The organism is Actinotalea sp. Marseille-Q4924 (genome assembly GCF_916618755.1).
Classification (GTDB): Bacteria; Actinomycetota; Actinomycetes; order Actinomycetales; family Cellulomonadaceae; genus Actinotalea.
Genome location: NZ_CAKAKB010000003.1, coordinates 365,004 through 389,001, shown reverse-complemented (window position 1 = coordinate 389,001; position 23,998 = coordinate 365,004). Strand labels below are relative to the sequence as shown.

Below are 23,998 nucleotides of genomic sequence, written 5' to 3'. Positions count from 1 at the left end.
CTGTGGAGCGTCGTGGGCGATGGCGCGATGATGATGCCGTGCTGCGTGCCCTGCTCCTCGAGAGCCTCCACCCCGTCGCCACCTCCATCCTGCGTTCCGACGGGGTCGAGGTGATCACCCGCAACGGCGCGCTCGACGAGGCGGAGCTCGCCGAGGCGCTGCAGGGAGTGCACCTGCTGGGCATCCGCTCCAAGACGCAGGTGACCGAGCGGGTGCTCGACCAGGCCCCGGACCTGCTGGCGGTCGGTGCGTACTGCATCGGGACGAACCAGATCGACGTGTCGGCCGCCGCCCACCGCGGGGTCGCCGCGTTCAACGCGCCGTTCTCCAACACGCGGTCGGTCGTGGAGATCACCCTCGCGGAGATCATCGCGCTGACGCGCCGCCTCACCGAGCGCGACAAGGCGCTGCACGCGGGGATCTGGGACAAGTCCGCCGAGGGCGCCCACGAGGTGCGGGGCAGGACGCTGGGGATCGTCGGCTACGGCAACATCGGCACGCAGCTGTCGGTGCTCGCCGAGGCGCTGGGCATGTCGGTGGTGTTCTACGACTCCGCCGAGAAGCTCTCGCTCGGCAACGCGCGGCGCATGCACACCCTGGACGAGCTGCTCGAGGCCGCCGACGTCGTCACGCTGCACGTCGACGGCCGGGACGGCAACGCGGGGATGTTCGGGGCGGCCCAGTTCGCCCGGATGCGCGAGGGCGCGATCTTCCTCAACCTGTCGCGCGGCTTCGTCGTGGACTACGCCGCCCTGCGCGACCACGTCCTGTCGGGCCACATCGCCGGCGCGGCCGTGGACGTGTTCCCCGACGAGCCCAAGCGGCGCGGGGACGCCTTCGAGTCCGACCTGCGCGGTCTGCCGAACGTCATCCTCACCCCGCACGTCGGGGGCTCCACCGAGGAGGCGCAGGAGGCGATCGGGCAGTTCGTCTCCGGCAAGCTGCTCCAGTACGTCACGCACGGCTCCACCACGCTCAGCGTGAACCTGCCGAACTTGGCCCTCGACGAGCGGACCGGGTCCCACCGGCTCGTGCACCTGCACCGCAACACCCCGGGCGTCCTGGCCGGCATCAACAAGGTGCTCGCCGAGCACGAGGTCAACATCGAGGCCCAGCTGCTGTCCACCCGCGGCGACCTGGGCTACGTCGTCACGGACGTCGGCAGCGACCTCGGCCCCGACGTGTGCGCGACGCTCGGCACGATGTCCCAGACCATCCGGCTGCGCGTCCTCAGCTGACGTCCGCCCGGGTACGGTCGGTGGCATGTTCGTGCCCGCGGAGGACCGCTACGACGCCATGACCTACCGCCGGGCCGGCCGCTCCGGCCTCGACCTGCCGGCCGTGTCGCTGGGGCTCTGGCAGAACTTCGGGTCGGCCGACCCGTACGAGACGCAGCGCGCGATCGTCCTGCGCGCCGTGGACCGCGGCATCACCCAGATCGACCTGGCGAACAACTACGGGCCACCGCCGGGGCATGCCGAGGAGAGCTTCGGCCGCATGCTCGCCACCGACCTGCGCGGTCTGCGCGACGAGCTCGTCGTGACGACCAAGGCCGGCTACCGGCAGTGGCCCGGCCCGTACGGCGAGTACGGCTCGCGCAAGTACCTCCTCGCCTCCCTGGACCAGTCGCTGCGCCGCCTCGGGCTGGACCACGTCGACATCTTCTACAGCCACCGCTTCGACGACCTGACGCCCCTGGAGGAGACGCTGGGCGCCCTGAAGACGGCCGTCGACTCCGGCCGTGCCGTGTACGCGGGGATCTCCTCCTACTCCGCCCGCCGGACGTCCGAGGCCCTGGAGGTGGCGGACCGGATCGGCCTGCGCCTCGTCGTCCACCAGCCCTCGTACTCGATGCTCAACCGGTGGATCGAGGAGCCGGACGACGACGCGGACGGTCGGAGCCTCCTCGACGTGCTCGGGGACGCTGGACTCGGTGCGGTCGTGTTCTCGCCGCTCGCCCAGGGCATGCTCACGTCCAAGTACCTCGACGGCGTCCCGGAGGGGTCGCGCGCGTCGCGGGGCGGCTCGTTCCGCCCGGACTTCCTCACGGAGGACGTCGTCGGGCACCTGCGCGCGCTCGCCGGGATCGCGGCGGACCGTGGCCAGACGCTGGCGCAGATGGCGCTCGCCTGGGCGCTGCGGGACCCGCGCGTCACCTCGGTCCTGGTGGGCGCCAGCTCGCCCGAGCAGCTCGACGAGAACCTGGCTGCCCTGCACGGCCCGGCGTTCGGCGACGACGAGCTGCGCCGGATCGACCAGCACGCCGTCGACGCCGGCATCAACATCTGGGCGCCCCGGTCGAGCGACCTCTGAGAGACGCGCGTCACGCCGCCCGGGACCCGTCACGGCGCCCGTACGGCCGCGAACCTACGCTGGCGTAGGTAGTGTCGATCCCGTGACCCACGACGACGCGACCCGCACCCAGCCCGACCCGCTGCGGCCATGGACCGCCTCGTGCGGGCCGGGGGTACCGGTCGACATCGCGGCGGTGACCGAACCGGTCACCCGCAACCTGGACCGGGCGGCGCAGGCCCACCCCTCCCGGATCGCCACCGACTTCCTCGGTGCGGTGACGACGTACGCGACGCTGCACCGCCGCGTGCAGCGGGCCGCCGGTGCCCTGCGCGACCTCGGCGTCGGGCCGGGCGACCGCGTCGCGCTGGTCCTGCCCAACAGCGCCACGCACGTGGTGGCCTTCTACGCCGTGCTGCGCCTGGGCGCCGTCGTCGTCGAGCACAACCCGACCTACACCGCGGCGGAGCTGGAGCACCAGCTGCGCGACAGCGGCGCCACCGTCGTCGTCGCGTGGGAGAAGGCGGTCGACGCCGTGCTGACCGCACGCCCGCGGACCGACGTGCGCCACGTCGTCGCCGTCGACCTCAGCGCGGACCTGCCCCTCGCCAAGCGCCTGGCGCTGCGGCTCCCGGTGGCCGCCGCCCGCCGGACCCGCGAGACGATGCGGTCCGCGGTCCCCGCCGACGTGCCCCGGTGGGACCGGCTCGTCGGCCGCGCGCGGCCGCTGCCCGACGACGCCCCGCACCCGTCCGTCGACGACGTCGCGCTGCTGCAGTACACCGGTGGGACCACCGGTGTACCGAAGGGCGCCGTGCTGCTGCACCGCCACGTCGCGGCCAACGCGGCGCAGGGTCAGGCGTGGACCGGCCACGCCGAGGCGACCCAGACCGTCTACGCCGCCCTGCCGTTCTTCCACGCGTTCGGCCTGACGCTCTGCCTGACGTACGCCGTCCGGGTCGCGGCGACGGTCGTCGTCTTCCCCCGTTTCGACGTCGACACGGTCCTCGAGGCGCAGCGGCGCCGGCCCGCCACGTTCCTGCCCGGGGTGCCGCCGATGTTCGAGCGGCTCGCCGAGGCCGCGCGCGCCCGTGGCGTCGACCTCACCTCGATCCGCCACAGCATCTCCGGGGCCATGTCCCTCCCGGCCCGCACGGCGCAGGCGTGGGAGTCGGTCACGGGCGGACTCCTCGTCGAGGGGTACGGGATGACCGAGACGTCACCGGTCGCGCTCGGCAACCCGCTGTCGCCGGCGCGACGGCCGGGCACGCTCGGGCTGCCCTTCCCGTCCACGTGGATGCGCGTCACCGATCCCGAGGACCCCACGCGCGAGGTCGGTCCGGGAGAGCGCGGCGAGCTCCAGGTGGCCGGGCCGCAGGTGTTCGCCGGCTACTGGCAGCGCCCCGACGAGACGGCCCAGGTCCTGGTGGAGCACGACGGGCGCACGTGGCTGCGGACGGGCGACGTCGTGGTCGTCGAGGACGGCGGCTTCGTGCGGCTCGTCGACCGCATCAAGGAGGTCATCATCACCGGCGGGTTCAACGTGTACCCGTCCCAGGTGGAGGAGGCGCTCCGGGCGATGCCGGAGATCGAGGACGTCGCCGTGGTCGGGGTCCCCGGCGGCGATCTCGGCGAGCGGGTCGTGGCCGCCGTCGTGCTGGCCGAGGGCGTCTCGCGGGTCGAGCTGTCGGCGGTCCGCGCCTGGAGCGAGAACCGGCTGGCGCGGTACGCCCACCCGCGCGAGCTCGTCGTGGTCAGCGACCTGCCGCGCTCGCAGATCGGCAAGGTCCTCCGCAGGGTCGTCCGGGAGCAGGTGATGGACAGGTTCCCGCTCCGCCGCGACGACGACACGCAGAGGCCCTGAGCGCGGCCCCGACGGTCAGACCAGCGCGCGGATCACCCTCGCACGCACGTGTGCGTGCACGTCGTCCATCGTCGCGACCTGCTCCGACGTCCGGGCGCGCAGCTCCGTCATGCGCGTCGCGTCGATGCCCAGCCCGCCGTCGAGGCCCTCCAGCACCTGCCAGACGCCGAGCTTGCCGACGAGGGCGCTGCGGAGCAGCTCCACCTCCAGCATCGCGTCGGTCCGGCGCCGGCGGAGGCTCCGGCGTGACGCCTTGAGTCGCGACACGTGCTCGCCGAGCCATGCCGAGGCCTGCTTGGCACGGTTCTGGGGGCCGAGATCGAGCGACTGGATGATGCTGCGCAGCTCGTCCCTCTCCTCGGCCACCTCGGCGGCGACCCGGGAGATCGCGGGACCGACGGACGTGGAGCCGAGTGCGGCAGCGAGTCGGGCGAACCGCTCCGCCCCTGCGACCGACCCGGCCAGGTGGTCGTTGAGGTAGGTCCCGAGGTCGCCCAGCGCCTGCTGCCTACCGTCGTCGGCCTCGTCCACGGCGTGCCTCCTCGCGTCGTCCGGGTGGGGACGCCTCGCCCCCACCGGTGCTCGTCGTGCGCCCCAGCGTCACACCCAGGGGGACGGACCGCGAGCGCACGCGGGACGGGGGCACGGGCGCCGGGGCGCCCAGGCCGCCGTGACCGGCGGGGTCAGGACGGGTGCGCGGCGAGCACGTCCTGGTCGGGGTCGCCCGCCGGCGCGGCCGGGCGGACCGGGCCGTCGCCGGAGCCGTCGGCCGCCTCCGCCTCGCGGCGGGCGCGCAGGGAGGTGATGGCGGCCTCGAAGTCCTCGAGGGAGTCGAACGCCTGGTAGACGCTGGCGAAGCGGAGGTACGCCACCTCGTCGAGCTCGCGGAGCGGTCCGAGGATCGACAGCCCGATCTCGTGGGCGTCGAGCTCGGCGCTCCCGGTGGTGCGCAGCGTCTCCTCGACGCGCTGCGCGAGCAGGGCGAGGTCGTCCTCGCTCACGGGCCGGCCCTGGCACGCCTTCCGCACGCCGTTGACGATCTTCTCGCGACTGAACGGCTCGGTCACGCCGGACCGCTTCACCACCGACAGGCTCGCCGTCTCGATCGTGGTGAACCGGCGGAGGCACTCCGGGCACTGACGGCGACGCCGGATCGCGGAGCCGTCGTCCGAGGTGCGCGAGTCGACGACCCGCGAGTCCCCGTGGCGGCAGAACGGGCAGTGCACCTCAGCCTCCCAGCGTGCCGCGCAGGGCACGACCAGCTCCGGGCTGGTGTCGCGGCCCCGTCACGCTACGCAGCGCACCGCACCGACGGCAAGCAGCCCCCGCTGTCGCCCCTGGCGTCCTCGCGCACGCCCGTGCGGGATCGCGACGTCAGCCCGCGGGTACCACCACACGCTGACCCGCGTGGATCTGCCCGCCCTCCAGGCCGTTGAGGTCCTCGATCCGCGCCACGACGTCCCGCACGTCCTGGCCCGGCCTCGCCACCGCCTCGGCGATCTCCCACACCGTGTCGCCCGGCTCGACGACGTACGCGGTCACCGGCACCGCACCGCCGGGGCCACCGGCGGCTGCCGCCTGCGCGGACAGCACCCCTCCGGCCGCGAGGCCACCGGCGAGCAGCACGACGGCGGCACGCCCCCGGCGGGTCAGACGCAGGGCGCCGGCCGTGGCGGGGCGCATGGTGCTCGGGATCCTCGCGGTCGTCGTGGTGCTCATGGTGTGCCTCCGGTTCGGTCCTGCCAGGCGTCGCGGTCCTCTCGAGGAGGAGGCCTTCGAACGTCTGTACGTCGAACGTCTGTACGAGTTGTAGCACGCCGGCCGCCGCTCGTCCAGGGCTGGCGGTACGGCTCGCGGTGCCCTCGGCCGCCGGACGCCGGGCGACACGCTGTCGAACAGGTGTTTGATCCCGGCGGTCCGGCGTCCTAGGGTTGCCGACGTGGAGGAGCACACCACCCACCACTGACACGGCCCGCACCACCGGTGAGCAGGAACCAGCGCAGAGCGAGCTTCAGGAGGAGACGTGGCACCGAGCCGACCGCCGACCCGTGACGAGGGCGAGCCGCTCGCGACGGTCCACGCCCTGCCCGACGGCCCCGGCGACGCCGACGGCCTGACGTCCCGGCAGCGCCTCGTGCTGGAGACGATCCGCTCGAGCGTGGAGCGCCGTGGCTACCCGCCCAGCATGCGCGAGATCGGGGAGGCGGTCGGTCTCACGAGCCCGTCCTCGGTCAAGCACCAGCTGACGGCGTTGGAGCGCAAGGGCTACCTCCGCAGGGACCCGAACCGGCCCCGGGCGATCGAGGTCGTCCACCCCGACGACTCCCGCTCGATCGCACCGTACGACCGGCCCGTCGCCCCCGAGGACTCGGGCGACCACGCCACGCACGTCGCGGCGCCGTCGTACGTGCCGGTCGTCGGTCGCATCGCCGCGGGCGGCCCGATCCTCGCCGAGCAGGTCGTCGAGGACGTCTTCCCCCTGCCTCGCCAGCTCGTCGGTGACGGCGACCTGTTCCTGCTGCGGGTGTCCGGGGACTCCATGGTCGAGGCCGCGATCTGCGACGGTGACTGGGTCGTGGTCCGGCGTCAGCCGGTGGCGGAGAACGGTGAGATCGTCGCGGCGATGATCGACGGCGAGGCGACGGTCAAGACGCTGCGGCGGGCGGACGGGCACGTGTGGCTCCTGCCGCAGAACGCGGCGTACGAGCCGATCCCCGGTGACGAGGCCGTCGTCCTCGGCCGCGTCGTGAGCGTCCTCCGCAGCCTCTGACGGCGCGCGCCCGGGCGAGCCGGCCAGCCTCCCGGGCCTCCGGCAGCCCGGGGGGCCGCTCCCCGTCGCCCGGGTGCGGTCAGAGGCCGAACTGGCGTGCGACGTCGCGCAGCGCGTCGGCGGACCGCCGCAGCCCCGCGAGCTCGTCGTCGGACATGCTGATCTCCAGACGGGCCTGGACGCCCTGACGTCCGACGACGGAGGGCACCGACAGGCACACGTCCGAGATCCCGCGGTAGTCCTGCAGCAAGGACGAGACCGGCAGGATCCGGTTCTCGTCGTTGAGCACCGCCTCGATGATCCGCGACCCCGCGAGGGCGACGGCGTAGTTCGTCGCCCCCTTGCCGGCGATGATCCGGTACGCGGAGTTGACGACCTCCTCGGCGATCCGCTCGCGGTCGTCCGGCCCCAGCCGCCCGGACACGCGTCCGTCCGGACCGACCATCCCGGGCCAGTCGGTCAGCGGCACCGAACCGATCGACGCCGAGCTCCACAGCGGGATCTCGCTGTCGCCGTGCTCCCCCGCGATGTACGCGTGGATGTTCTGCACCGCGACCCCGGTGTGCCGGTGCAGGAGATAGCGCAGCCGCGACGAGTCGAGGACCGTGCCCGAGCCGAAGAGCTGGTTCTCCGGGAGCCCGGAGACCTTCAGCGCCGCGTACGTGACGATGTCCACCGGGTTCGTGACCATGACGTAGATCGCGTCGGGCGCCACCGACACCAGCTGCGGGAGCATGGAGCGCACGAGGGAGACGGTCGCCTGGGCCAGATCGAGCCGCGACTGCCCCGGCTTCTGCTTGGCGCCGGCCGTCACGACGACGACGTCGGCGTCGCGGCACACCTCGATGTCGTCCGACCCGATGACGTCGGCCATGGGCATGAACTGGATCCCGTGGCCGATGTCGAGCGCCTCCGCCTCGACCTTGGCCGCGTTGATGTCGTACAGCGCCACCGTCCTGGCCGCCCCCCGCATGAGCGCGGCGTAGGCCATCGTGGCCCCGACGCTGCCGGCGCCGACGACGGCGAGCTTGGTCGTCCGGCGACCCTGCGGGCGTGGGTCGTCACGACCGAGGTCGTCGGTGTCGGGGCGGTGCTCGTGGGCCATGGGCGCTCCTCCTGGACGTCGTGTGGTGGCGCGGGGACAGGACGGGCGGTGGACCGCCCCTCGGCGGGGGACGTCCGCGATCGCGCGGCGACCTGACGGACCTGATCGACTCTAGGGGCGCCGGGCCCGGACGGTCATGTCGTGCCCGCGAGGCGACGCAGCGCATCCCGTGCGACCGCCGGGTCCGTGGTCCGCCACAGCGGCGGCATGCTCCCCAGCAGGAAGGCGCCGTACCGGGCGGTGACCAGGCGAGGGTCGAGGACCGCCACCATGCCGCGGTCCGTCACGCTGCGGACGAGGCGGCCGGCGCCCTGCGCGAGCAGCAGCGCGGCGTGGGTGGCCGCCACGGTCATGAACCCGTTGCCGCCGGCCGACTGCACCGCCTCCGTCCGGGCTGCCTTCACGGGGTCGTCCGGGCGCGGGAACGGGACGCGGTCGATGACCACGAGCCGGCAGGCGGGACCGGGGACGTCCACCCCCTGCCACAGCGACAGGGTGCCGAACAGGCATGTCGCCTCCTCCTCGGCGAAGCGCCGCACCAGCGTGGGCAGCTGGTCGTCGCCCTGGCACAGCACCGGCACGTCGAGCCGGGAGCGCATCTCCTCGGCGGCGACCTGAGCGGCGCGGCGGGAGGAGAAGAGCCCGAGCGTGGCACCGCCGGCCGCCTGCACGAGCTCGGCGATCTCGTCGAGCTGCACCGACGTCAGCCCGTCGCGGCCGGGGGGCGGGAGGTGCCGAGCGACGTAGAGGATGCCCTGGCGGGGGTAGTCGAAGGGGCTGCCGACGTCCATGCCGCGCCACGGCCCTGCGGAGGTCGCGTCCTCGTCCCCCGAGCTCGCGTCCTCCGTGCGACGCGAGCCCTCCGGCGCCACGTCACCGCGCGCCGGGTCGAGCCCGACCGCACGGGCGAGCGGAGCGAAGGTCCCACCCAGGGAGAGGGTCGCCGAGGTGAGGACCGCCGTCCGGCCGGCCAGCAGGTGGGTCCGCACGAGTCCGGACACCACGAGCGGGGCCGCCTGCAGGCGTGGACCGCCCGAGCGACCCCACCCCTCCCCCCGCGTGCACCACAGGACGTCGCGGCCGTCCCGTGCCGGGTCGCCCACCATCCGCTCGGCGACCTCCATGAGGGTGAGCACGGCCGAGGCCGCCATCTTGACGCCCCCCTCGGCGGTCGGGGCCGGCGCGCCCTCCGCCGGCCGCAGGGCGGACAGCAGCCCCCGGGCGGCGTCCCGGACCGCGCCGACCGCGAGGGCGACACCGCCGGGCAGGCCTCCGGGAAACCGGCCCTCCGGCAGCTCCTCGAGCGCCGCGGCGAGGTCACGGCCCGCGACGTCCAGGTCGTCCGTGACGACGCCCCCGTGCCGTCGGGCCGTGCGCGCCACCTGCTCCACGGACGCACCCGACAGCTCCACCGTCGCCTGCGCGGTGACCCGGTCGGCGAGCTCGTGCGCCTCGTCGACGACGAGGACGTCGTGCTCCGGGAGCACGCCGGGCGAGCCGCCCGCGGCGATGCCGAGCATGGCGTGGTTCGTGACGACGACGTCGGCCTCGCGCGCCAGGGTCCGGGCCCGCTCGGGGAAGCAGTCGTCCAGCAGGGGGCACTTCGCGCCGAGGCACTCCAGCGACGTCACGGACACCTGTCGCCACGCCTTGTCCGTGACACCGGGGTCAAGGTCGTCCCGGTCACCGGTGCGGGTCTGCCCGGACCACTCCCGCAGCCGCACCACCTGGCGCCCGAGCTCGGCGGGTGCGCCCGTCGCCGGTGGGTGGTCCCCGGCGCGGTCGGTCGGCAGCAGCTCGAACAGCGCCGGGTCCTCGTCCGGGTACCCGCCCGCGACCTTGTGCAGGCACACGTAGTTGTGCCAGCCCTTGAGGAGGGCGATCCGCGGGGCACGGGGCAACGCCGGTGCCACGGCCTCGGCCACGAGCGGCAGGTCGCGCGTCATGACCTGGCGCTGCAGGGCCAGGGTCGCGGTGGAGACGACGACGCGCTCGCCGGTCAGGACCGCGTGCCGCACGGCGGGCACGAGGTACCCCAGCGACTTCCCCGTGCCCGTCCCGGCCTGGACGAGGAGGTGCTCACGGCGACCGAGAGCCTCGTCGACCGCCTCCGCCATGTCGCGCTGGCCGGTCCGCGGGCTGCCCCCCAGGGCGGCCACGGCGCGGTCGAGGAGCGTCCCGACGCCGGGCGCGTCGGGCTGCTCGTCCGCGTCCGCCGGGTCGCGCCGGCCGGGCCGCCCAGGGGCGTCGGACCCGTCCGACCCCTGGGGCGTCCGGGACTCGGTCCGGGAGGTCACCGGAGCAGGGTAGTCGGCCCACCACGGCGGTGCCCGGACGGTCCCCACGACGGCGACGCACCGACCGCCAGGCGCGGGCGTCGCGTCAGGCGACGGCGGCGGCGCGGAGCTCCGCCGCCAGCTCCGAGGTGACGCGCGCCCGGAGCACGGTGCCCGCGGCGGTGTGCTCCTCGGCGTCGACCTCGCCCTCCATGTGAGCCCGGTGCACCAGGTCACCGCGCCCGTAGGGCACGACGACGTCGACCGTCTCCTGCGGACGCGGGAGCGCCTCGGCGACCTGCTCCGTCAGCTCCTCGAGCCCGGCACCGGTGTGCGCCGAGACGACGACGGAGCGGGGCTCGCGGCGGCGCAGGCGCGCCACCGTCTCGGGGTCCGCCACGTCGGCCTTGTTGAGCACGACGATCTCGGGGAGGGCGTCCGCACCCTCGATGTCGGCCAGGACGGTCCGCACGGCGGCGATCTGCCCCTCCGGGTCCGGGTGCGACACGTCGACCACGTGCAGGAGCACGTCGGCCTCCGCCACCTCCTCCAGGGTCGAGCGGAACGCCTCGACGAGCTGGGTCGGCAGCGACCGGACGAACCCCACCGTGTCCGACAGGGTGTAGGTGCGGCCGTCGGGGGTGCGCGCGCGCCGCACCGTCGGGTCCAGCGTCGCGAAGAGGGCGTTCTCGACGAGCACGCCCGCTCCGGTCAGCCGGTTGAGCAGGCTGGACTTGCCGGCGTTGGTGTAGCCGACGATCGCCACGGACGGCACCTGGTGGCGCCGCCGGGAGGAGCGTCGGGTCTCCCGGGAGGGAGCCATGGCGGCGATCTCGCGCCGGAGCTTCGCCATCCGGGCGCGGATCCGGCGCCGGTCCAGCTCGATCTTCGTCTCACCGGGTCCGCGCGACCCGATGCCCTCGCCGCCGGCGACCCGGCCACCGGCCTGCCGGGACATCGACTCGCCCCACCCGCGCAGGCGCGGCAGCAGGTACTCCAGCTGGGCCAGCTCGACCTGGGCCTTGCCCTCCTTGGACTTCGCGTGCTGGGCGAAGATGTCGAGGATCAGCGCGGTGCGGTCGATGACCTTCACCTTGACGATGTCCTCCAGGGCGCGGCGCTGCGAGGGGGCGAGGTCCGCGTCGACGATCACGGTGTCGGCGCCCTCGCTGCTCACCACCTCGGCGAGCTCGGCCGCCTTGCCGGAGCCGAAGTACGTGCTCGGGTCCGGGTGGGCGCGGCGCTGCAGCATGCCGTCCAGCACCTGGGACCCCGCCGTCTCGGCGAGGGCCGCGAGCTCCCGCAGCGAGAGCTCCGCCTCCTCGACCGTCCCGGAGGTCCAGACGCCGGCGAGCACGACGCGCTCCAGGCGCAGCTGCCGGTACTCGACCTCGGTGACGTCGGCGAGCTCCGTCGACAGGCCGCCGACGCGTCGCAGCGCGGCACGCTCCTCGCGGTCCAGCTGCTCCCCGTCGTCGTCGGTCCAGCGCGTCTCCCCCGCGTCGACGGCGGTCCCGGCGCGCGCGAGCACGCGGGCGACGACGTCGTCGGGGACGAGTCGACGTCCCGCCGAGGGGGCCTCGTCGCGCCGCCCGGGGCCGCCGGCTCCCTCGTCGGTCGGTGCCGGCACCGGGTGCGCGTCGTCGCGCCCGGCGGACGTCCCGGCCGTCGGGGTGTCCTGCGTGTCGCCGCCCGGAGCGGCGTCGGTGCTGGGGTGGGTCATCGGTTCCTCTCGTCGTCCTCAGGGTCGCACGCACGTCCGGGACCCCGCGACCGAATAGCGTGAGCCCGGCCCCGGCCATTCCCGCCGGGGCCGTGCCGACCCGCCAGGAGGGGCCCGCGGTGCCCGAGGACCACTACTTCACCGCCGTCCCCGCGTCGGACGGCGAGCGGCGGACCCTGCACGTCGTCCTCGCCGGGCGCGAGCTCGAGGTCGAGACGGCGGGCGGGGTCTTCTCCCCCGACCACGTCGACCTCGGCACGCGCGTCTTGCTCCGCTCGGTCCCCGAGCCACCGGCGACCGGTGACCTCGTCGACCTGGGCTGCGGGTGGGGACCTGTCGCACTGACCATGGCACTGCTCTCACCCGCGGCGCGCGTGTGGGCCGTGGACGTCAACGAGCGTGCGCTGGACCTCGTGCGCCGCAACGCGCGCCGGCTAGGCGTGGACAACGTCACGGCCGTGGCACCGCAGGACGTCCCGCCCGCGCTGCGGCCGACGGCGCTCTGGTCCAACCCCCCGATCCGGGTCGGCAAGGCCGCGCTGCACGAGCTGCTCGGCACGTGGCTGGCGCGGCTCACGCCCGACGGCGAGGCGCACCTCGTCGTGCAGCGCAACCTCGGCGCCGACTCCCTGCACGCCTGGCTGCACGACGGGCTGGGCTGCCCGGTGGAGCGGGTGGCGAGCGCCAAGGGATTCCGCGTGCTGCGCGTCGGACGACCTGCCTCCGCCGAGTGAGGCGCGGCGCGGCGCGGGGCGACCGGGACGCCGGCCGGGGACGACCTTCCAGGGCGCCCGACTGCGGTCAGGACGGGGTGGGCAGGGCGAGGACGGCGTCCGCCACGAGGACGGCCGGCCCGGCGAGCTCGACGCGCCCGCCCGGCAGCGCAGTGACCTGCACCGTCCCGCCGGGCACGTGGACCCACCACGCGTCGGGGGCCCCGGCGCCGGCCCAGGTGCGCACGGCCATCGCCGCCGCGCACGCCCCCGTGCCGCAGGACCGCGTCTCGCCGACCCCCCGTTCGTGCACCCGCATGCGGACCTCTCCGACGAGGCCGTCGGGGCCGCTGTGCTCCCCGAGCGGGACGACCAGCTCGACGTTCGTGCCGTGCGGGGGGGCCGGTGACACCTGCGGCGCGGCCGCGAGGTCCGCGGCCTCGAGCTCGCGCACGTCGGCGAGCGCCACGACGGTGTGCGGGTTCCCGACGTCGACCGACAGACCGGGTCGGGCGACCGGGAGGCCGTGGACGTGGACCTCGGCGTCGCCCGCGGTGTCGGTGCCCCCGCCGACGAGCCGCCACGCCCCCATCTCGACCGCGTACCACGGCGGACCGACGGCGTCCGCCGCGGGGGCGGTGGGGTCGAGCACGCGCCGCACGCGCCGCACGCCGGCCCGCGTGCCCAGCACCAGCTCGCCCGCGCCGTCCCACGCCCCGAGCCGCTCGGCGAAGAGCGCCGTCACGCGGACGCCGTTGCCGCACATCTCCGCCGCCGTGCCGTCGGCGTTGCGGTAGTCCATGAACCACACCGCGGCTGCGTCCTCCGCGAGGCAGGCACGCCCTTCCGGCAGGTCCGCGCTCGGCGCGAGGCGGATGACACCGTCGGCGCCAAGCCCGGCGCGGCGGTCGGTGAGGAAGCGCACGTCCGCGGGCAGCAGGTCCAGGGCGCCGGCCCGGTCGTCCACGAGGACGAAGTCGTTCTCCGTGCCGTGGCCCTTGACGACCGCGAGCCTCTCCGGCCGCACCGGCGCGGCGGGTGCTCGGCGGCTGGGGTCCGGGGCGGCGGTCACGAACCCAGCCTACGGTCGCGCTGACCCGGGTCGGCGAGCGCGCCGTCGTCGGCCGCGGCCACCAGCCGGAGCGCCCGCGCGGCGAGGTCCGGGTCGCGCGCGTCCAGCCAGTGGACCCGGGGGTCCCGACCGAACCAGCTCATCTGCCGGCGCGCGAGGCGCCGCGTCCCGACGACGACGGCGGCGCGGGCCTCCCCCTCGGTGGTCTCGCCGCGGAGGGCCTGCAGCACCTCGGCGTACCCCACGGCCCGTGCCGCCGTCCGGCCCAGCCGGGGGGCGAGGCCGCGCACCTCGTCGACGAGACCCTCGCGCCACATCCGCGCGACCCTGGCCTCGATGCGCTGGTCGAGCACCGCGCGGTCGCAGTCGAGCCCGATCTGCACCGCGGGGACGGCGTAGAGGTGCTCGGGCAGCGTCGCCGAGTACGGCCGCCCGGTGATCCGGACCACCTCGAGAGCACGGACGATCCGCCGGGTGTTGGCGCGGTCCACGCGGGAGGCGGCCAGCGGGTCCAGCCGGGCGAGCTCGTCGTGCAGGAGCCCGGGGCCCCGCTCGACAGCCTCCTGCTCGAGCTCGGCGCGGACGACCGGGTCGGCGGGCGGGAACTCGATCCGGTCCAGCAGGGCACGGACGTACAGGCCGGACCCGCCGACGACGACCGGCCTCGCCCCTCGCGCCAGCACGGCGGCGACGTCTGCCCGTGCGTGCCGCTGGTACGCGGCCACGGTGGCGTCCTGCTCCACGTCCAGGACGTCGAGCTGGTGGTGCGGCACGCCCCGGCGGGCACCCGGCCGCAGCTTGGCCGTGCCGACGTCCATGCCGCGGTAGAGCTGCATGGCGTCGGCGTTGACGACCTCGCCGCCCAGCGCCGCGGCGAGCTCCAGCCCCAGGTCGGACTTGCCGGTGGCGGTCGGTCCGACCACCGCGACCACCGGCCGGCTCACACCGGCGCCCAGTGGACGACCAGGTAGGTGGTGCCGAGGGGGACCGCCGAGTGCAGCAGCGTGCCGTGGAGCAGCGGGCTCCCGTCCGGGCCGCCGGCGGCGGCGCCCGCGGCGCCGACGAGCACCTGCCACGGCGCCCACGCGCTGATCGCCAGGTCGGCCGCGAGCGTGCCGTCCTGGCCGGTCAGCCGTGCGACCGCGTCCACGTCGAGGGCGACGAGGTCGCGCTCCAGCTGCTCGTCGGTCTCGGGCGCGCGGGGGTCGTCGGGCAGGGGCGCGTCCGGTCCCCGACGGGCGCTGAGCGCCCCGAGGAGCAGCACGGCCGTCGCGCCGTCGGCCGTGGCGGCGGCGCCGAGCGCGCGCAGGGCCTCGGGGTCGCGCGGGGCGCCAGCCACGAGCAGCGCGTCGGTGACGCCGTCCCACCCCGCCTCGGCCAGGAGGGCCAGACCGACCGACGCGCCCGGGTCGCCGACCACGGTCGCCGTCGTCGGACCCGCCGTCCCCGGTGCCGCCGTCCCGCCCGGGGACCACCGCTCGTCCGGGATCCCCGCGGCGGTCGTCGTCGACCGCAGCGGGTGCCGGAGGACGACGTCCTGCACGGAGCGCGGCGGGGAGGTGACGAGGAGGACGCGCTCCGGGCCGGCCGCCAGGAGCCGCCGCACGGCCTCGCGCGCCGCGGCGCGCTCCGGATCGAGCACCGTCGCGGCGCCGGCGGTCCCGGGCAGGAGGAGCACGGTCTCGGGCACGAGCGCGGCGGTGACGAGCACGTCGTGAACGGTACCGCCGGGCGCCCGCGCCCCTGGCCCCCGGCCGACAGGACGACGGCGGCCTGCGGTTCACCCCGGCGCCGGCGGTCCGGCCCGAGAGCGGGTCGGTAAGGTGAACCGATGGGTTTCCTCGCGTGGGTGCGCAGGGTCGGCGGGCTGACGGGGCCGCTGTCGGCCGTCGCCGCGCGGACCGGCAGCGCACCGGGCGCCGCCGGTCGCCCCCTCGCAGGTCTCCTGGGCGGGCCCCAGCGGAACGCGCCGGCGCAGACGGTCGCGGACGACGTCCCCACCCCCCTGTCGCAGAGGCGGCTGACCGACTGGTTCGCCGCGCACGGATACACCTACTTCGTGGACAGCGACGGCGACATCGGCGGGCTGTGGCGTGGCCGGCTCTTCTACTTCTTCTGCTTCGGCGAGCGGTCCGAGATCCTCCAGGTGCGGGGTCAGTGGAACCGCGAGTTCTCCATCGAGCGGCTCACCGAGGTCCTGGAGATCTGCAACGTCTGGAACGGCGAGCGGCTGTGGCCCAAGGCGTACGTCCGGGTCCGGGACGACGGCATGGTGCACGTGACGTGCGAGGTGGCGACCGACCTCGAGCACGGGGTGACCGACGACCAGCTCGGCCAGCTCGTCCAGTGCGGGCTCAGCTCGGCCAGCGTCTTCTTCGACGAGCTCGACGAGCTCTACCCGGACCCCGCGGGCGAGGCGCCGTGACGACCCGACCGAGCGGCCGCCCCGCAGCACGAGGTCGCCCCGCCCCTGACGCACCGCCGCAGCGGACGACGCCCCTGCGCCGCGCCCGCGTCCAGTCGTACCTGGTCTCCCGCGGGTACTCCGTCGGCCTCGACGACGACGGCGACCTGACCGGCACGTGGGACGGCGACCGGTTCTGGTTCATCCTCACCGGCGAGGACGAGGAGGTGCTGCAGGTCCGCGGTCGGTGGCACCGCACGCTGCCGGCCTCGCGCCGGACGGCGACCCTGCTGGCCGTGAACGACTGGAACCGCGAGCGCATCTGGCCCAAGGTGTACCTGCGCGAGGAGGACGAGAGGGTGGCGCTGTACACCGAGGTGTCGGTCGACCTCGAGCACGGCGTCACGGACGCCCAGCTCGCGCAGCTCGTCGCGTGCGGGCTGGGCACGGGCGTGCAGTTCTTCGCGGCCCTGGCGGGCCTGGTGCCCGACGACGACGCGTCAGCGGGCGGAGGGCATCCCGAGCAGCACCGGCCCTGAGGTGGTCGCGGCAGCGGCGCCGTGCCCGTGCGCGTCCTCGCCGCCGCGGGCACGCTCGCGCGCGGCCCAGGCCTCGCCGGCACGGGTCCGGCGGACCGAGTACGGGCCGCCCCCCACCGCCGAGTCGGCGACGAGGTGGTGCGGGGCGGCGCGCGTGACCACCACCGTCACGAGGTCACCGGGCCGCGCGACGTCGTCGGGCACGTCGTGGGCGCTGCGCGGGTCGACGTCGTCGCCGGCACGTGCCGCATGCCACGCGGCGACGTCGGCCGGCTCCGCCAGGTGGACCAGGCGGTTGTCGGCGGCGCGGCCCGTGACGCGGTGCGTGGCCCCGTCCTTGCGGCCCTCCCCCTCGGAGACGAGGACCTCGACGGTCCGTCCGACCTGCCGGGCGTTCTCCTCCGCCGAGATGCGCTCCTGCAGCTCGACGAGGCGCTCGTAGCGCTCCTGGACGACGGGCTTGGGCAGCTGGTCCGGCAGGTCGGCAGCGGCGGTCCCGGGCCGCGGGGAGTACTGGAACGTGAACGCCGAGGTGAAGCGGGCCGCCTCGACCACCCGCAGCGTCTCGGCGAAGTCCTCCTCCGTCTCCCCCGGGAACCCGACGATGACGTCGGTGGTGATCGCGGCGTCCGGCATGGCCGCCCGCACCCGGTCCAGGATGCCCAGGAAGCGGTCGGAGCGGTACGACCTCCGCATCGCGCGCAGCACCCGGTCGGAGCCCGACTGCAGCGGCATGTGCAGCTGCGGCATGACGGTGGGCGTCTGCGCCATCGCGGCGATCACGTCGTCGGTGAAGGCGGCCGGGTGGGGGGACGTGAACCGCACGCGCTCGAGGCCCGGGACGGCCCCGACGGCGCGGAGCAGCTTCGCGAACGCGCCCCGGTCCCCGAACTCGACGCCGTAGCTGTTGACGTTCTGCCCGAGCAGCGTCACCTCGATGGCGCCGCCGTCGACGAGCGCCTGGACCTCGGCGAGGACCTCGCCGGGACGCCGGTCGCGCTCCTTGCCACGCAGGTGCGGCACGATGCAGAAGGTGCAGGTGTTGTTGCAGCCCACGCTGATCGAGACCCAGCCTGCGTAGACGGACTCGCGACGGGTGGGCAGCGTCGACGGGAACACCTGGAGCGACTCGGCGATCTCGACCTGTGCCGCGGCGTTGTGCCGCGCCCGCTCGAGCAGCACGGGGAGGGCGTCGAGGTTGTGCGTGCCGAAGACGACGTCGACCCACGGCGCCTTCTCGACGATGCCGGCACGGTCCTTCTGCGCCAGGCAGCCGCCCACCGCGATCTGCATCCCGGGGCGGCTGCTCTTCACCGCTGCGAGCTGGCCGAGGTTGCCGTACAGCCGCGTCGCGGCGTTCTCCCGCACCGCGCAGGTGTTGATGACGACGACGTCCGCCTCCGAGCGTGCGGCCGACTCGGCCGGGGCGGCGACGTAGCCGGCCGCCTCGAGCATGCCGGCCATGTGCTCCGAGTCGTGGACGTTCATCTGGCAGCCCAGGGTCCGCACGACGTAGGTGCCCCGCGCCGCGACGGCGGCGCCCGTCCGGTCCGAGGCGGGCGCGGACAGGGGCGCGGCGGTGCGGTGCTCCGGCAGGGTCGTGCTCACCCGCACCAGGGTACGGCGCGGGGCGCACGGCACCGGCACCGGGGTGGTGGCCGGGTCTGGACTTGACCCGCTGTTGCACGAATGAAACACGACTGACTGGTCATGACCATGAATGGCCTCTAGTTTCGCCCCATGGCCCATGATCGCGCCCGCGCCGACGGCACCGCTGCCGCGGCGGTCGGAGAGCCGCTCGTCGTCCTGGCGGACGTCGACAAGCACTTCGGTGCCCTGCACGTCCTCCAGGACATCGACCTCACCGTGCACCGCGGCGAGGTCGTGGTGATCATCGGGCCGTCCGGGTCCGGCAAGTCGACCCTGTGCCGGTCCATCAACCGGCTCGAGCCGATCGACTCCGGCACCATCACGATCGACGGCCAGCCGCTGCCCGCGGAGGGCAAGGCGCTCGCGCGGCTGCGGGCCGACGTCGGCATGGTGTTCCAGTCGTTCAACCTCTTCGCGCACAAGACGGTGCTGGAGAACGTGACGCTCGGGCCGATCAAGGCCAAGGGCATGGGCCGCGCCGAGGCCAAGAAGCTCGCGATGGAGCTCCTGGACCGCGTCGGCGTCGCCAACCAGGCGCAGAAGCTCCCCGCCCAGCTCTCCGGCGGCCAGCAGCAGCGCGTCGCGATCGCCCGTGCGCTGGCGATGCGCCCCAAGGTGATGCTCTTCGACGAGCCGACGTCCGCCCTCGACCCGGAGATGATCAACGAGGTCCTCGACGTCATGACGGACCTCGCCCGGGACGGCATGACGATGATCGTCGTCACGCACGAGATGGGCTTCGCCCGACGCGCGGCGCACCGCGTGGTCTTCATGGACGGCGGCCAGATCGTCGAGGAGGCCGAGCCGGAGACGTTCTTCACCGCGCCTCGCAGCGAGCGCGCGAAGGACTTCCTGTCCAAGATCCTGACCCACTGACTCCCGGGGCCGCACCGACGCGGCCACCGGACGCCCGACCTCGCCGACCCGCGAGGGCACGACCCAGGTTCGCCCGACCGGGCGAGACCCCACTGAGGAGGAGACCATGCGTACACGTCGAGGACTGGTGGCGGTCATGGCCGTCACCGCGCTGACGCTCACCGCCTGCGGTGGTGGCGACGCGGAGGAGCCGGCCGAGGGCGACACCGACACCGGTGGCACGAGCGAGGAGAGCCCCGCGGAGGGCGGCGACGACGCCGCGGCCGGCGAGCTCCCGGAGGGCTCCACGATGGCGGAGCTCTCCGAGGCGGGCTCGATCACCATCGGCACGAAGTTCGACCAGCCGCTGTTCGGGCTCGTCGGGCCCGACGGGGTCCCGGAGGGGTTCGACGTCGAGATCGGCAAGCTGCTCGCCGAGCGGCTCGGCATCGAGGAGGACGGCATCGAGTGGGTCGAGACCATCTCGGCCAACCGCGAGGCGTTCATCGAGAACGGTCAGGTCGACCTGGTCATCGCCACCTACACGATCAACGACGACCGCAAGGAGCGGATCGACTTCGCCGGCCCGTACTACGAGGCCGGCCAGTCGATCCTCACCCTCGCCGACAACGAGGACATCCAGGGGCCGGACGACCTGGCGGGCAAGCGCGTGTGCACGGTGTCGGGGTCCACGCCCGAGGCGAACCTGCTCGAGAACTTCCCTGACACCGAGGTCGTGCCGTTCGGCGCGTACAACGAGTGCCTCGAGCCCCTGCGCAACGGCCAGGTCGACGCGGTCAGCACCGACAACGTCATCCTCGCCGGCTTCGCGGCCGAGAACGACGACCTCGAGGTCCGCGGCGAGCCCTTCACGAAGGAGCCGTACGGCATCGGGCTCGCCAAGGGCGACGACGAGCTCCGCACGTGGATCAACGACCAGCTCGAGGAGATGTACGAGGACGGCAGCTGGACGGAGGCGTGGGAGTCCACGGCCGGCGCCGTGCTGCCCACCCCCGAGCCGCCCGCCGTCGACCGTTACTGACGGCCCCGGCACGTCGGGCGCGGTCGAGGACACCTCGGCCGCGCCCGACGCCCCGCACAGAGGAGGCAGTCCCCGGTGGACGCCATCGTCGCGAACCTCGACACCTACGTCTCAGGGTTCCTGATCACCCTTCGGCTGACGCTGTGGTCCGCCGTCATCGCCATGGGCGTGGGCCTCGTCCTCGCCGCGTTCCGCGTCTCGCCGCTGGCGCCGCTGCGTGTCTTCGCGGCGACGTACGTCGAGATCCTGCGCAACATGCCGCTGACCCTCGTGTTCTTCTTCTTCGTGTTCGTCGCCCCGCAGTTCGGCATCCTGCCGCCGCTGGGCTTCTGGACGGCGGTCATCTGCCTGGGGGTCTACACCGCCGCCTTCGTGGCCGAAGCGGTCCGGTCGGGCATCAACAGCGTCGGCGTGGGTCAGGCCGAGGCCGCCCGGGCCATCGGCCTGACGTTCGGGCAGACGCTCGGCCAGGTCGTCCTGCCGCAGGCGCTGCGCACCGTGATCCCGCCGCTCATCAACGTCTTCATCGCGCTCACGAAGAACACCTCGGTCGCGGCCGGCTTCGCCGTCGTGGAGCTCACCGCGACCGGTCGCCGTCTGGTGACGACGAACGCGGCGGAGGGCCTGTGGCTGCTCGTCGGCGTGGCGCTCTTCTACCTGCTCATCACGATCCCCCTCGGACTCCTCGCCGGGACGGTCGAGCGGAAGGTGGCGTTCAGCCGATGACCTCGATCCTCTACGACGCCCCCGGGCCGGTCGCCCGCCGACGCGAGCTCATCGGCTCGGTCGTCGGGGTGCTGCTGCTCCTCCTCGTGATCGGCGCCGGCGTGCGCTACTCCGCCCAGCAGGGTCTGTTCACGGCCGAGCGGTGGGACGTCCTGTACGACCCGCCGAAGAACCAGGACGCTGCCGACGTCTGGCGGTCGATCGCCGTCAACGGCCTGGGAGCGACGCTGCGGGCCGCCGCCGTGGCGGCACCCGTCGCGCTCGCCCTGGGTCTCCTGCTCGCCGTGTGGCGGACGGTGCGGTCGCGCGTCCTGCGGCTGCCCTCCCTGCTCATCATCGAGCTGTTCCGCGGCCTGCCGGTCCTGCTCATGATGTTCTTCGGTCTGCTCGCGTTCGGCCTCAGCGCCTTCCAGGCGGTCGTCTTCGGCCTGGTCGTCTACAACATGGCGATCTTCGCCGAGATCCTCCGAGCCGGTCTCGCCTCGCTGCCGAAGGGCCAGTCGGAGGCCGCCTACGCGATCGGGCTCACCCGGTTCCAGACCCTGTTCACGATCCTGCTGCCGCAGGCCGTCCGCACGATGCTGCCGAGCCTCATCGCGCAGCTGGTCGTCCTGCTCAAGGACTCCTCTCTGGGCTTCATCGTCGGGTACGCGGAGCTGCTGAAGTCGGTCCAGAACAACGCCCAGTACTTCGGCAACGACTACTTCATCGCGCTCTTCGTCGTCGGCGCCGGGGTGTACCTGATCATCAACATCGCCCTGTCCTCGCTGGCGAGGTGGATCAGCCGACGGACCGGACCCCAGCAGGGCAAGGTCGACCCGGTCGTCGAGACGGAGCTGTCCGCCAACACCACGGGGCCTGGACTCACCGCAGGACGCTGATCCCCTGCGGCCACCTGGGTCGCGGGGTCAGCCGGCGGTGGCGCTCGCGCGGAGCTCGCGGACGACCGTCACGGTGATCTCGCCGGGGAAGCTCAGGTCCTTCTCGATGTGGCGCGCGATCGCGCTGGCCATCTCCGGCAGCGCACGGTCGTCGACGACGCTGGGTTCCACGACGACCCGGACCTCGCGCCCCGCCGCCATCGCGACGGCGCGCCGCACGCCCTCGTGCGCGGCGACGAGCGCCTCCAGGGTGTCCATGCGCTCGATGTACTGGTCGAGCTCCTCGCGACGGGCCCCGGGTCGCGCCGCCGAGCACGTGTCGGCCGCCTGGACGAGCACGGCCTCGACGGACTCCAGGGGCACCTCGTCGTGGTGCGCGGCGATGGCGTTGACGACCACGTCCGACTCCCCGAGGCGACGCGCGAGCTCCGCACCGAGGGCGGCGTGGGTGCCGGGACGGTCGGCGGTGAGCGCCTTGCCGACGTCGTGGAGGAAGGCGGCGCGCCGGGCGGTCTCCACGTCGGCGCCGATCTCGGCCGCCATGGCACCGGCGATGTGCGCGCACTCGACGAGGTGCGCCAGCACGTTCTGCCCGTAGCTCGTCCGCAGCCGCAGCCGCCCGAGCACCTCGACCAGCTCCGGGTGCAGACGCTCGACCCCGGCGCGCTCCGCCGCCTCGTGCCCGGCGGCGACGGCCCGCGCCTGCGCCCCCGCCAGTGCGTCGGCGTAGGCGATCTCGATGCGCTGCGGGTGGATGCGACCGTCCTCCATGAGGGCGGCCAGCGTGACGGCGGCGACCTCCCGCCGCTCGGCGTCGAAGCTCGAGAGCGTCACGGAGTCCGGGGTGTCGTCGACGATGACGTTGACACCGGTCAGCGCCTCGAAGGCGCGGATGTTCCGGCCCTCCTTGCCGATGATGCGGCCCTTCATCTCCTCGGCCGGCAACGGGAGGACGGTGACGACGCTCTGGGAGCTCGTGGGTCCCGCCAGCCGCTGGACCGCGGCGGCCACGACGCCACGCGCCCGGTCGTCCGCGGTCCGGCGGGCCCGGGCCTCGACGCGGCGCACCTGGGCCGCGGCCTCGCTCTCCGCGCGCGCCAGCGCGAGCCGGACCTGCTCGTGCCGGGCCTCCTCCGCGGAGAGGCCGGACAGCGCCTCCAGGCGCTCCGTGACCACGAGGTCGGCGCTCCCGCGGATCTGCTCGGCCTCCGCTCGGCGTGCCTCGGCCTCCGCACGCAGCTTCGCAGCGGTCTCCCGCTCGGTCTCCGCCTCCGCGATGCGCCGCTCGGCGGTCTCCGTGAGCCGTCGCAGCTCGTGACGCTCCTCGACGACCTCCTGCTCCCTCCGCGCGAGCCGGTCCGCTCGGGCGTTCAGCTCGTCGAGCCGGGCCCGCGCCTCGTCCTTCTGCGCTGTGACGTCCTCCAGCGCCTGGCGGCGGTGCGCCTCCGCCTCCCGCCGGGCCAGGAGGACGAGCACGAGGGCGACGAGGCAGGCCAGCAGGAGGACGAGGACCGTCGCGACCTCACCCATGCAGCTTCCTCCGTGCGCCGTGACCTAGTCGAGCGACCCAGGATCCCACGGATCGTGACGATCCTCGGAGTCGTCGCTCCGCGTCTCCTCCATCATCTCCCGCACGAGCCGCCCGGCGAGCGCACCGGGGTACCCCTTGCGCGCAAGCATGGCCGTGGCACGGCGAGCGCGGACCTCCGGGGCGAGGTCCCGCCCGGCGTGCCACTTGCGTCGCAGCAGCGCCCGGGCCGACTCCTCCTCGTCCTCCGCGTCGACGGTCGCCAGGGCGTCGTCGGCGTGCGGACCCACGACGCCCCGACGCCGCAGCTCGAGCGCGAGCGCCCGCCGAGCGAGTCCACGGCTCTCACGCTGCGACCGGACGAGCATGTGGGCGTACTCCGCGTCGTCCACGAGCCCCACCTCGGTGAAGCGGTCGAGGACCCGCGCGGACACCTGCTCGTCGACGCCACGCTTCGCCAGCGCCTGCTCGAGCTGGTGCCGACTGCGTGGAGCACCGGTGAGGAGCCTCAGGACGATCGCGCGCGCCACGGACTCGGGATCCGGTTCGGCGTCCTGC

At 74.4% G+C, this 23,998-nt stretch carries 23 protein-coding genes; 11 read left to right on the top strand and 12 right to left on the bottom strand.

The window, feature by feature from the left end; genetic code table 11:
* Positions 1-38 precede the first annotated feature (38 nt).
* The 3 genes from serA to LG379_RS08490 all read left to right on the top strand — a co-directional run bounded on the left by serA (position 39) and on the right by LG379_RS08490 (position 4,156).
* Positions 39-1,238 (top strand): phosphoglycerate dehydrogenase, encoded by a 1,200-nt coding sequence (serA, locus tag LG379_RS08500; RefSeq protein ID WP_225754139.1) that lies wholly within the window; start codon positions 39-41, stop codon positions 1,236-1,238.
* A 25-nt stretch (positions 1,239-1,263) separates the two neighbouring features.
* On the top strand, positions 1,264-2,313 hold the full coding sequence (locus LG379_RS08495) for an aldo/keto reductase (RefSeq protein WP_225754138.1): 1,050 nt from the start codon (positions 1,264-1,266) through the stop codon (positions 2,311-2,313).
* A gap of 82 nt (positions 2,314-2,395) precedes the next feature.
* Positions 2,396-4,156: an AMP-binding protein gene (locus LG379_RS08490; RefSeq protein WP_370634479.1), complete on the top strand. Its 1,761-nt coding sequence runs from the start codon at positions 2,396-2,398 to the stop codon at positions 4,154-4,156.
* A 15-nt stretch (positions 4,157-4,171) separates the two neighbouring features.
* Here LG379_RS08490 and LG379_RS08485 read toward each other — a convergent pair whose 3' ends face one another.
* From LG379_RS08485 to LG379_RS08475, 3 genes are all read right to left on the bottom strand, one after another.
* Entirely contained in the window at positions 4,172-4,687 is a 516-nt protein-coding gene (locus LG379_RS08485; protein ID WP_225754137.1) for a hypothetical protein, read from the bottom strand.
* Positions 4,688-4,839: 152 nt separating this feature from the next.
* A complete protein-coding gene (nrdR, locus tag LG379_RS08480) occupies positions 4,840-5,382 on the bottom strand; it encodes a transcriptional regulator NrdR (protein ID WP_225754911.1) in 543 nt (180 codons plus the stop codon).
* A gap of 148 nt (positions 5,383-5,530) precedes the next feature.
* Positions 5,531-5,875 carry a LysM peptidoglycan-binding domain-containing protein gene (locus LG379_RS08475; RefSeq protein ID WP_225754136.1) on the bottom strand — a complete coding sequence of 115 codons (345 nt, stop codon included), beginning with the start codon at positions 5,873-5,875 and terminating at the stop codon, positions 5,531-5,533.
* A gap of 304 nt (positions 5,876-6,179) precedes the next feature.
* On the opposite strand from LG379_RS08475, the gene lexA reads away from it, so the two are divergent.
* Positions 6,180-6,926, top strand: a complete 747-nt coding sequence (gene lexA, locus LG379_RS08470) for a transcriptional repressor LexA (protein ID WP_370634478.1) — start codon at positions 6,180-6,182, stop codon at positions 6,924-6,926.
* Positions 6,927-7,005: 79 nt separating this feature from the next.
* Here lexA and LG379_RS08465 read toward each other — a convergent pair whose 3' ends face one another.
* The 3 genes from LG379_RS08465 to hflX form a co-directional block, all read right to left on the bottom strand.
* Positions 7,006-8,031: an L-lactate dehydrogenase gene (locus tag LG379_RS08465; RefSeq protein WP_225754135.1), complete on the bottom strand. Its 1,026-nt coding sequence runs from the start codon at positions 8,029-8,031 to the stop codon at positions 7,006-7,008.
* A 134-nt stretch (positions 8,032-8,165) separates the two neighbouring features.
* A complete protein-coding gene (locus LG379_RS08460) occupies positions 8,166-10,328 on the bottom strand; it encodes an ATP-dependent DNA helicase (protein ID WP_370634477.1) in 2,163 nt (720 codons plus the stop codon).
* An 85-nt stretch (positions 10,329-10,413) separates the two neighbouring features.
* On the bottom strand, positions 10,414-12,030 hold the full coding sequence (hflX, locus tag LG379_RS08455; protein WP_225754134.1) for a GTPase HflX: 1,617 nt from the start codon (positions 12,028-12,030) through the stop codon (positions 10,414-10,416).
* A gap of 119 nt (positions 12,031-12,149) precedes the next feature.
* On the opposite strand from hflX, the gene LG379_RS08450 reads away from it, so the two are divergent.
* Positions 12,150-12,764, top strand: coding sequence for a class I SAM-dependent methyltransferase (locus LG379_RS08450; protein WP_225754133.1), 615 nt, complete (start codon positions 12,150-12,152; stop codon positions 12,762-12,764).
* Positions 12,765-12,831: 67 nt separating this feature from the next.
* Here the strand turns inward: LG379_RS08450 and dapF are convergent, their stop codons facing one another.
* From dapF to LG379_RS08435, 3 genes are read right to left on the bottom strand one after another with little or no spacing between them, the layout of a single operon-like run.
* Positions 12,832-13,815, bottom strand: coding sequence for a diaminopimelate epimerase (gene dapF / locus LG379_RS08445; protein WP_225754132.1), 984 nt, complete (start codon positions 13,813-13,815; stop codon positions 12,832-12,834).
* Positions 13,812-14,759: a tRNA (adenosine(37)-N6)-dimethylallyltransferase MiaA gene (miaA, locus tag LG379_RS08440; RefSeq protein WP_225754131.1), complete on the bottom strand. Its 948-nt coding sequence runs from the start codon at positions 14,757-14,759 to the stop codon at positions 13,812-13,814. The genes dapF and miaA overlap by 4 nt, the downstream gene beginning before the upstream one ends.
* Positions 14,756-15,526 (bottom strand): hypothetical protein, encoded by a 771-nt coding sequence (locus LG379_RS08435; protein WP_225754130.1) that lies wholly within the window; start codon positions 15,524-15,526, stop codon positions 14,756-14,758. The genes miaA and LG379_RS08435 overlap by 4 nt, the downstream gene beginning before the upstream one ends.
* Positions 15,527-15,646: 120 nt before the next feature.
* Here LG379_RS08435 and LG379_RS08430 point away from each other — a divergent pair, with 120 nt between their 5' ends.
* Together LG379_RS08430 and LG379_RS08425 are read left to right on the top strand one after the other, a co-directional pair.
* A complete protein-coding gene (locus LG379_RS08430) occupies positions 15,647-16,240 on the top strand; it encodes a YbjN domain-containing protein (RefSeq protein WP_225754129.1) in 594 nt (197 codons plus the stop codon).
* Entirely contained in the window at positions 16,237-16,758 is a 522-nt protein-coding gene (locus LG379_RS08425; RefSeq protein WP_225754128.1) for a YbjN domain-containing protein, read from the top strand. Before LG379_RS08430 ends, LG379_RS08425 begins: the two co-directional genes overlap by 4 nt.
* Here the strand turns inward: LG379_RS08425 and miaB are convergent.
* Positions 16,720-18,366 (bottom strand): tRNA (N6-isopentenyl adenosine(37)-C2)-methylthiotransferase MiaB, encoded by a 1,647-nt coding sequence (miaB, locus tag LG379_RS08420; protein WP_370634476.1) that lies wholly within the window; start codon positions 18,364-18,366, stop codon positions 16,720-16,722. The genes LG379_RS08425 and miaB overlap by 39 nt on opposite strands.
* Positions 18,367-18,498: 132 nt before the next feature.
* Here miaB and LG379_RS08415 point away from each other — a divergent pair, with 132 nt between their 5' ends.
* The 4 genes from LG379_RS08415 to LG379_RS08400 all read left to right on the top strand — a co-directional run bounded on the left by LG379_RS08415 (position 18,499) and on the right by LG379_RS08400 (position 21,912).
* Complete coding sequence (locus LG379_RS08415; protein WP_225754127.1) at positions 18,499-19,284, top strand: amino acid ABC transporter ATP-binding protein; 786 nt, start codon at positions 18,499-18,501, stop codon at positions 19,282-19,284.
* Positions 19,285-19,390: 106 nt separating this feature from the next.
* Positions 19,391-20,305: a glutamate ABC transporter substrate-binding protein gene (locus LG379_RS08410; protein WP_225754126.1), complete on the top strand. Its 915-nt coding sequence runs from the start codon at positions 19,391-19,393 to the stop codon at positions 20,303-20,305.
* A gap of 75 nt (positions 20,306-20,380) precedes the next feature.
* Positions 20,381-21,031 (top strand): amino acid ABC transporter permease, encoded by a 651-nt coding sequence (locus LG379_RS08405; protein WP_225754125.1) that lies wholly within the window; start codon positions 20,381-20,383, stop codon positions 21,029-21,031.
* Positions 21,028-21,912, top strand: a complete 885-nt coding sequence (locus tag LG379_RS08400) for an amino acid ABC transporter permease (protein ID WP_225754124.1) — start codon at positions 21,028-21,030, stop codon at positions 21,910-21,912. Before LG379_RS08405 ends, LG379_RS08400 begins: the two co-directional genes overlap by 4 nt.
* Positions 21,913-21,939: 27 nt before the next feature.
* Here LG379_RS08400 and rny read toward each other — a convergent pair whose 3' ends face one another.
* Together rny and LG379_RS08390 are read right to left on the bottom strand one after the other, a co-directional pair.
* Positions 21,940-23,442 carry a ribonuclease Y gene (gene rny / locus LG379_RS08395; protein ID WP_225754123.1) on the bottom strand — a complete coding sequence of 501 codons (1,503 nt, stop codon included), beginning with the start codon at positions 23,440-23,442 and terminating at the stop codon, positions 21,940-21,942.
* A gap of 24 nt (positions 23,443-23,466) precedes the next feature.
* Complete coding sequence (locus LG379_RS08390; protein ID WP_225754122.1) at positions 23,467-23,970, bottom strand: regulatory protein RecX; 504 nt, start codon at positions 23,968-23,970, stop codon at positions 23,467-23,469.
* Positions 23,971-23,998: the final 28 nt, after the last annotated feature.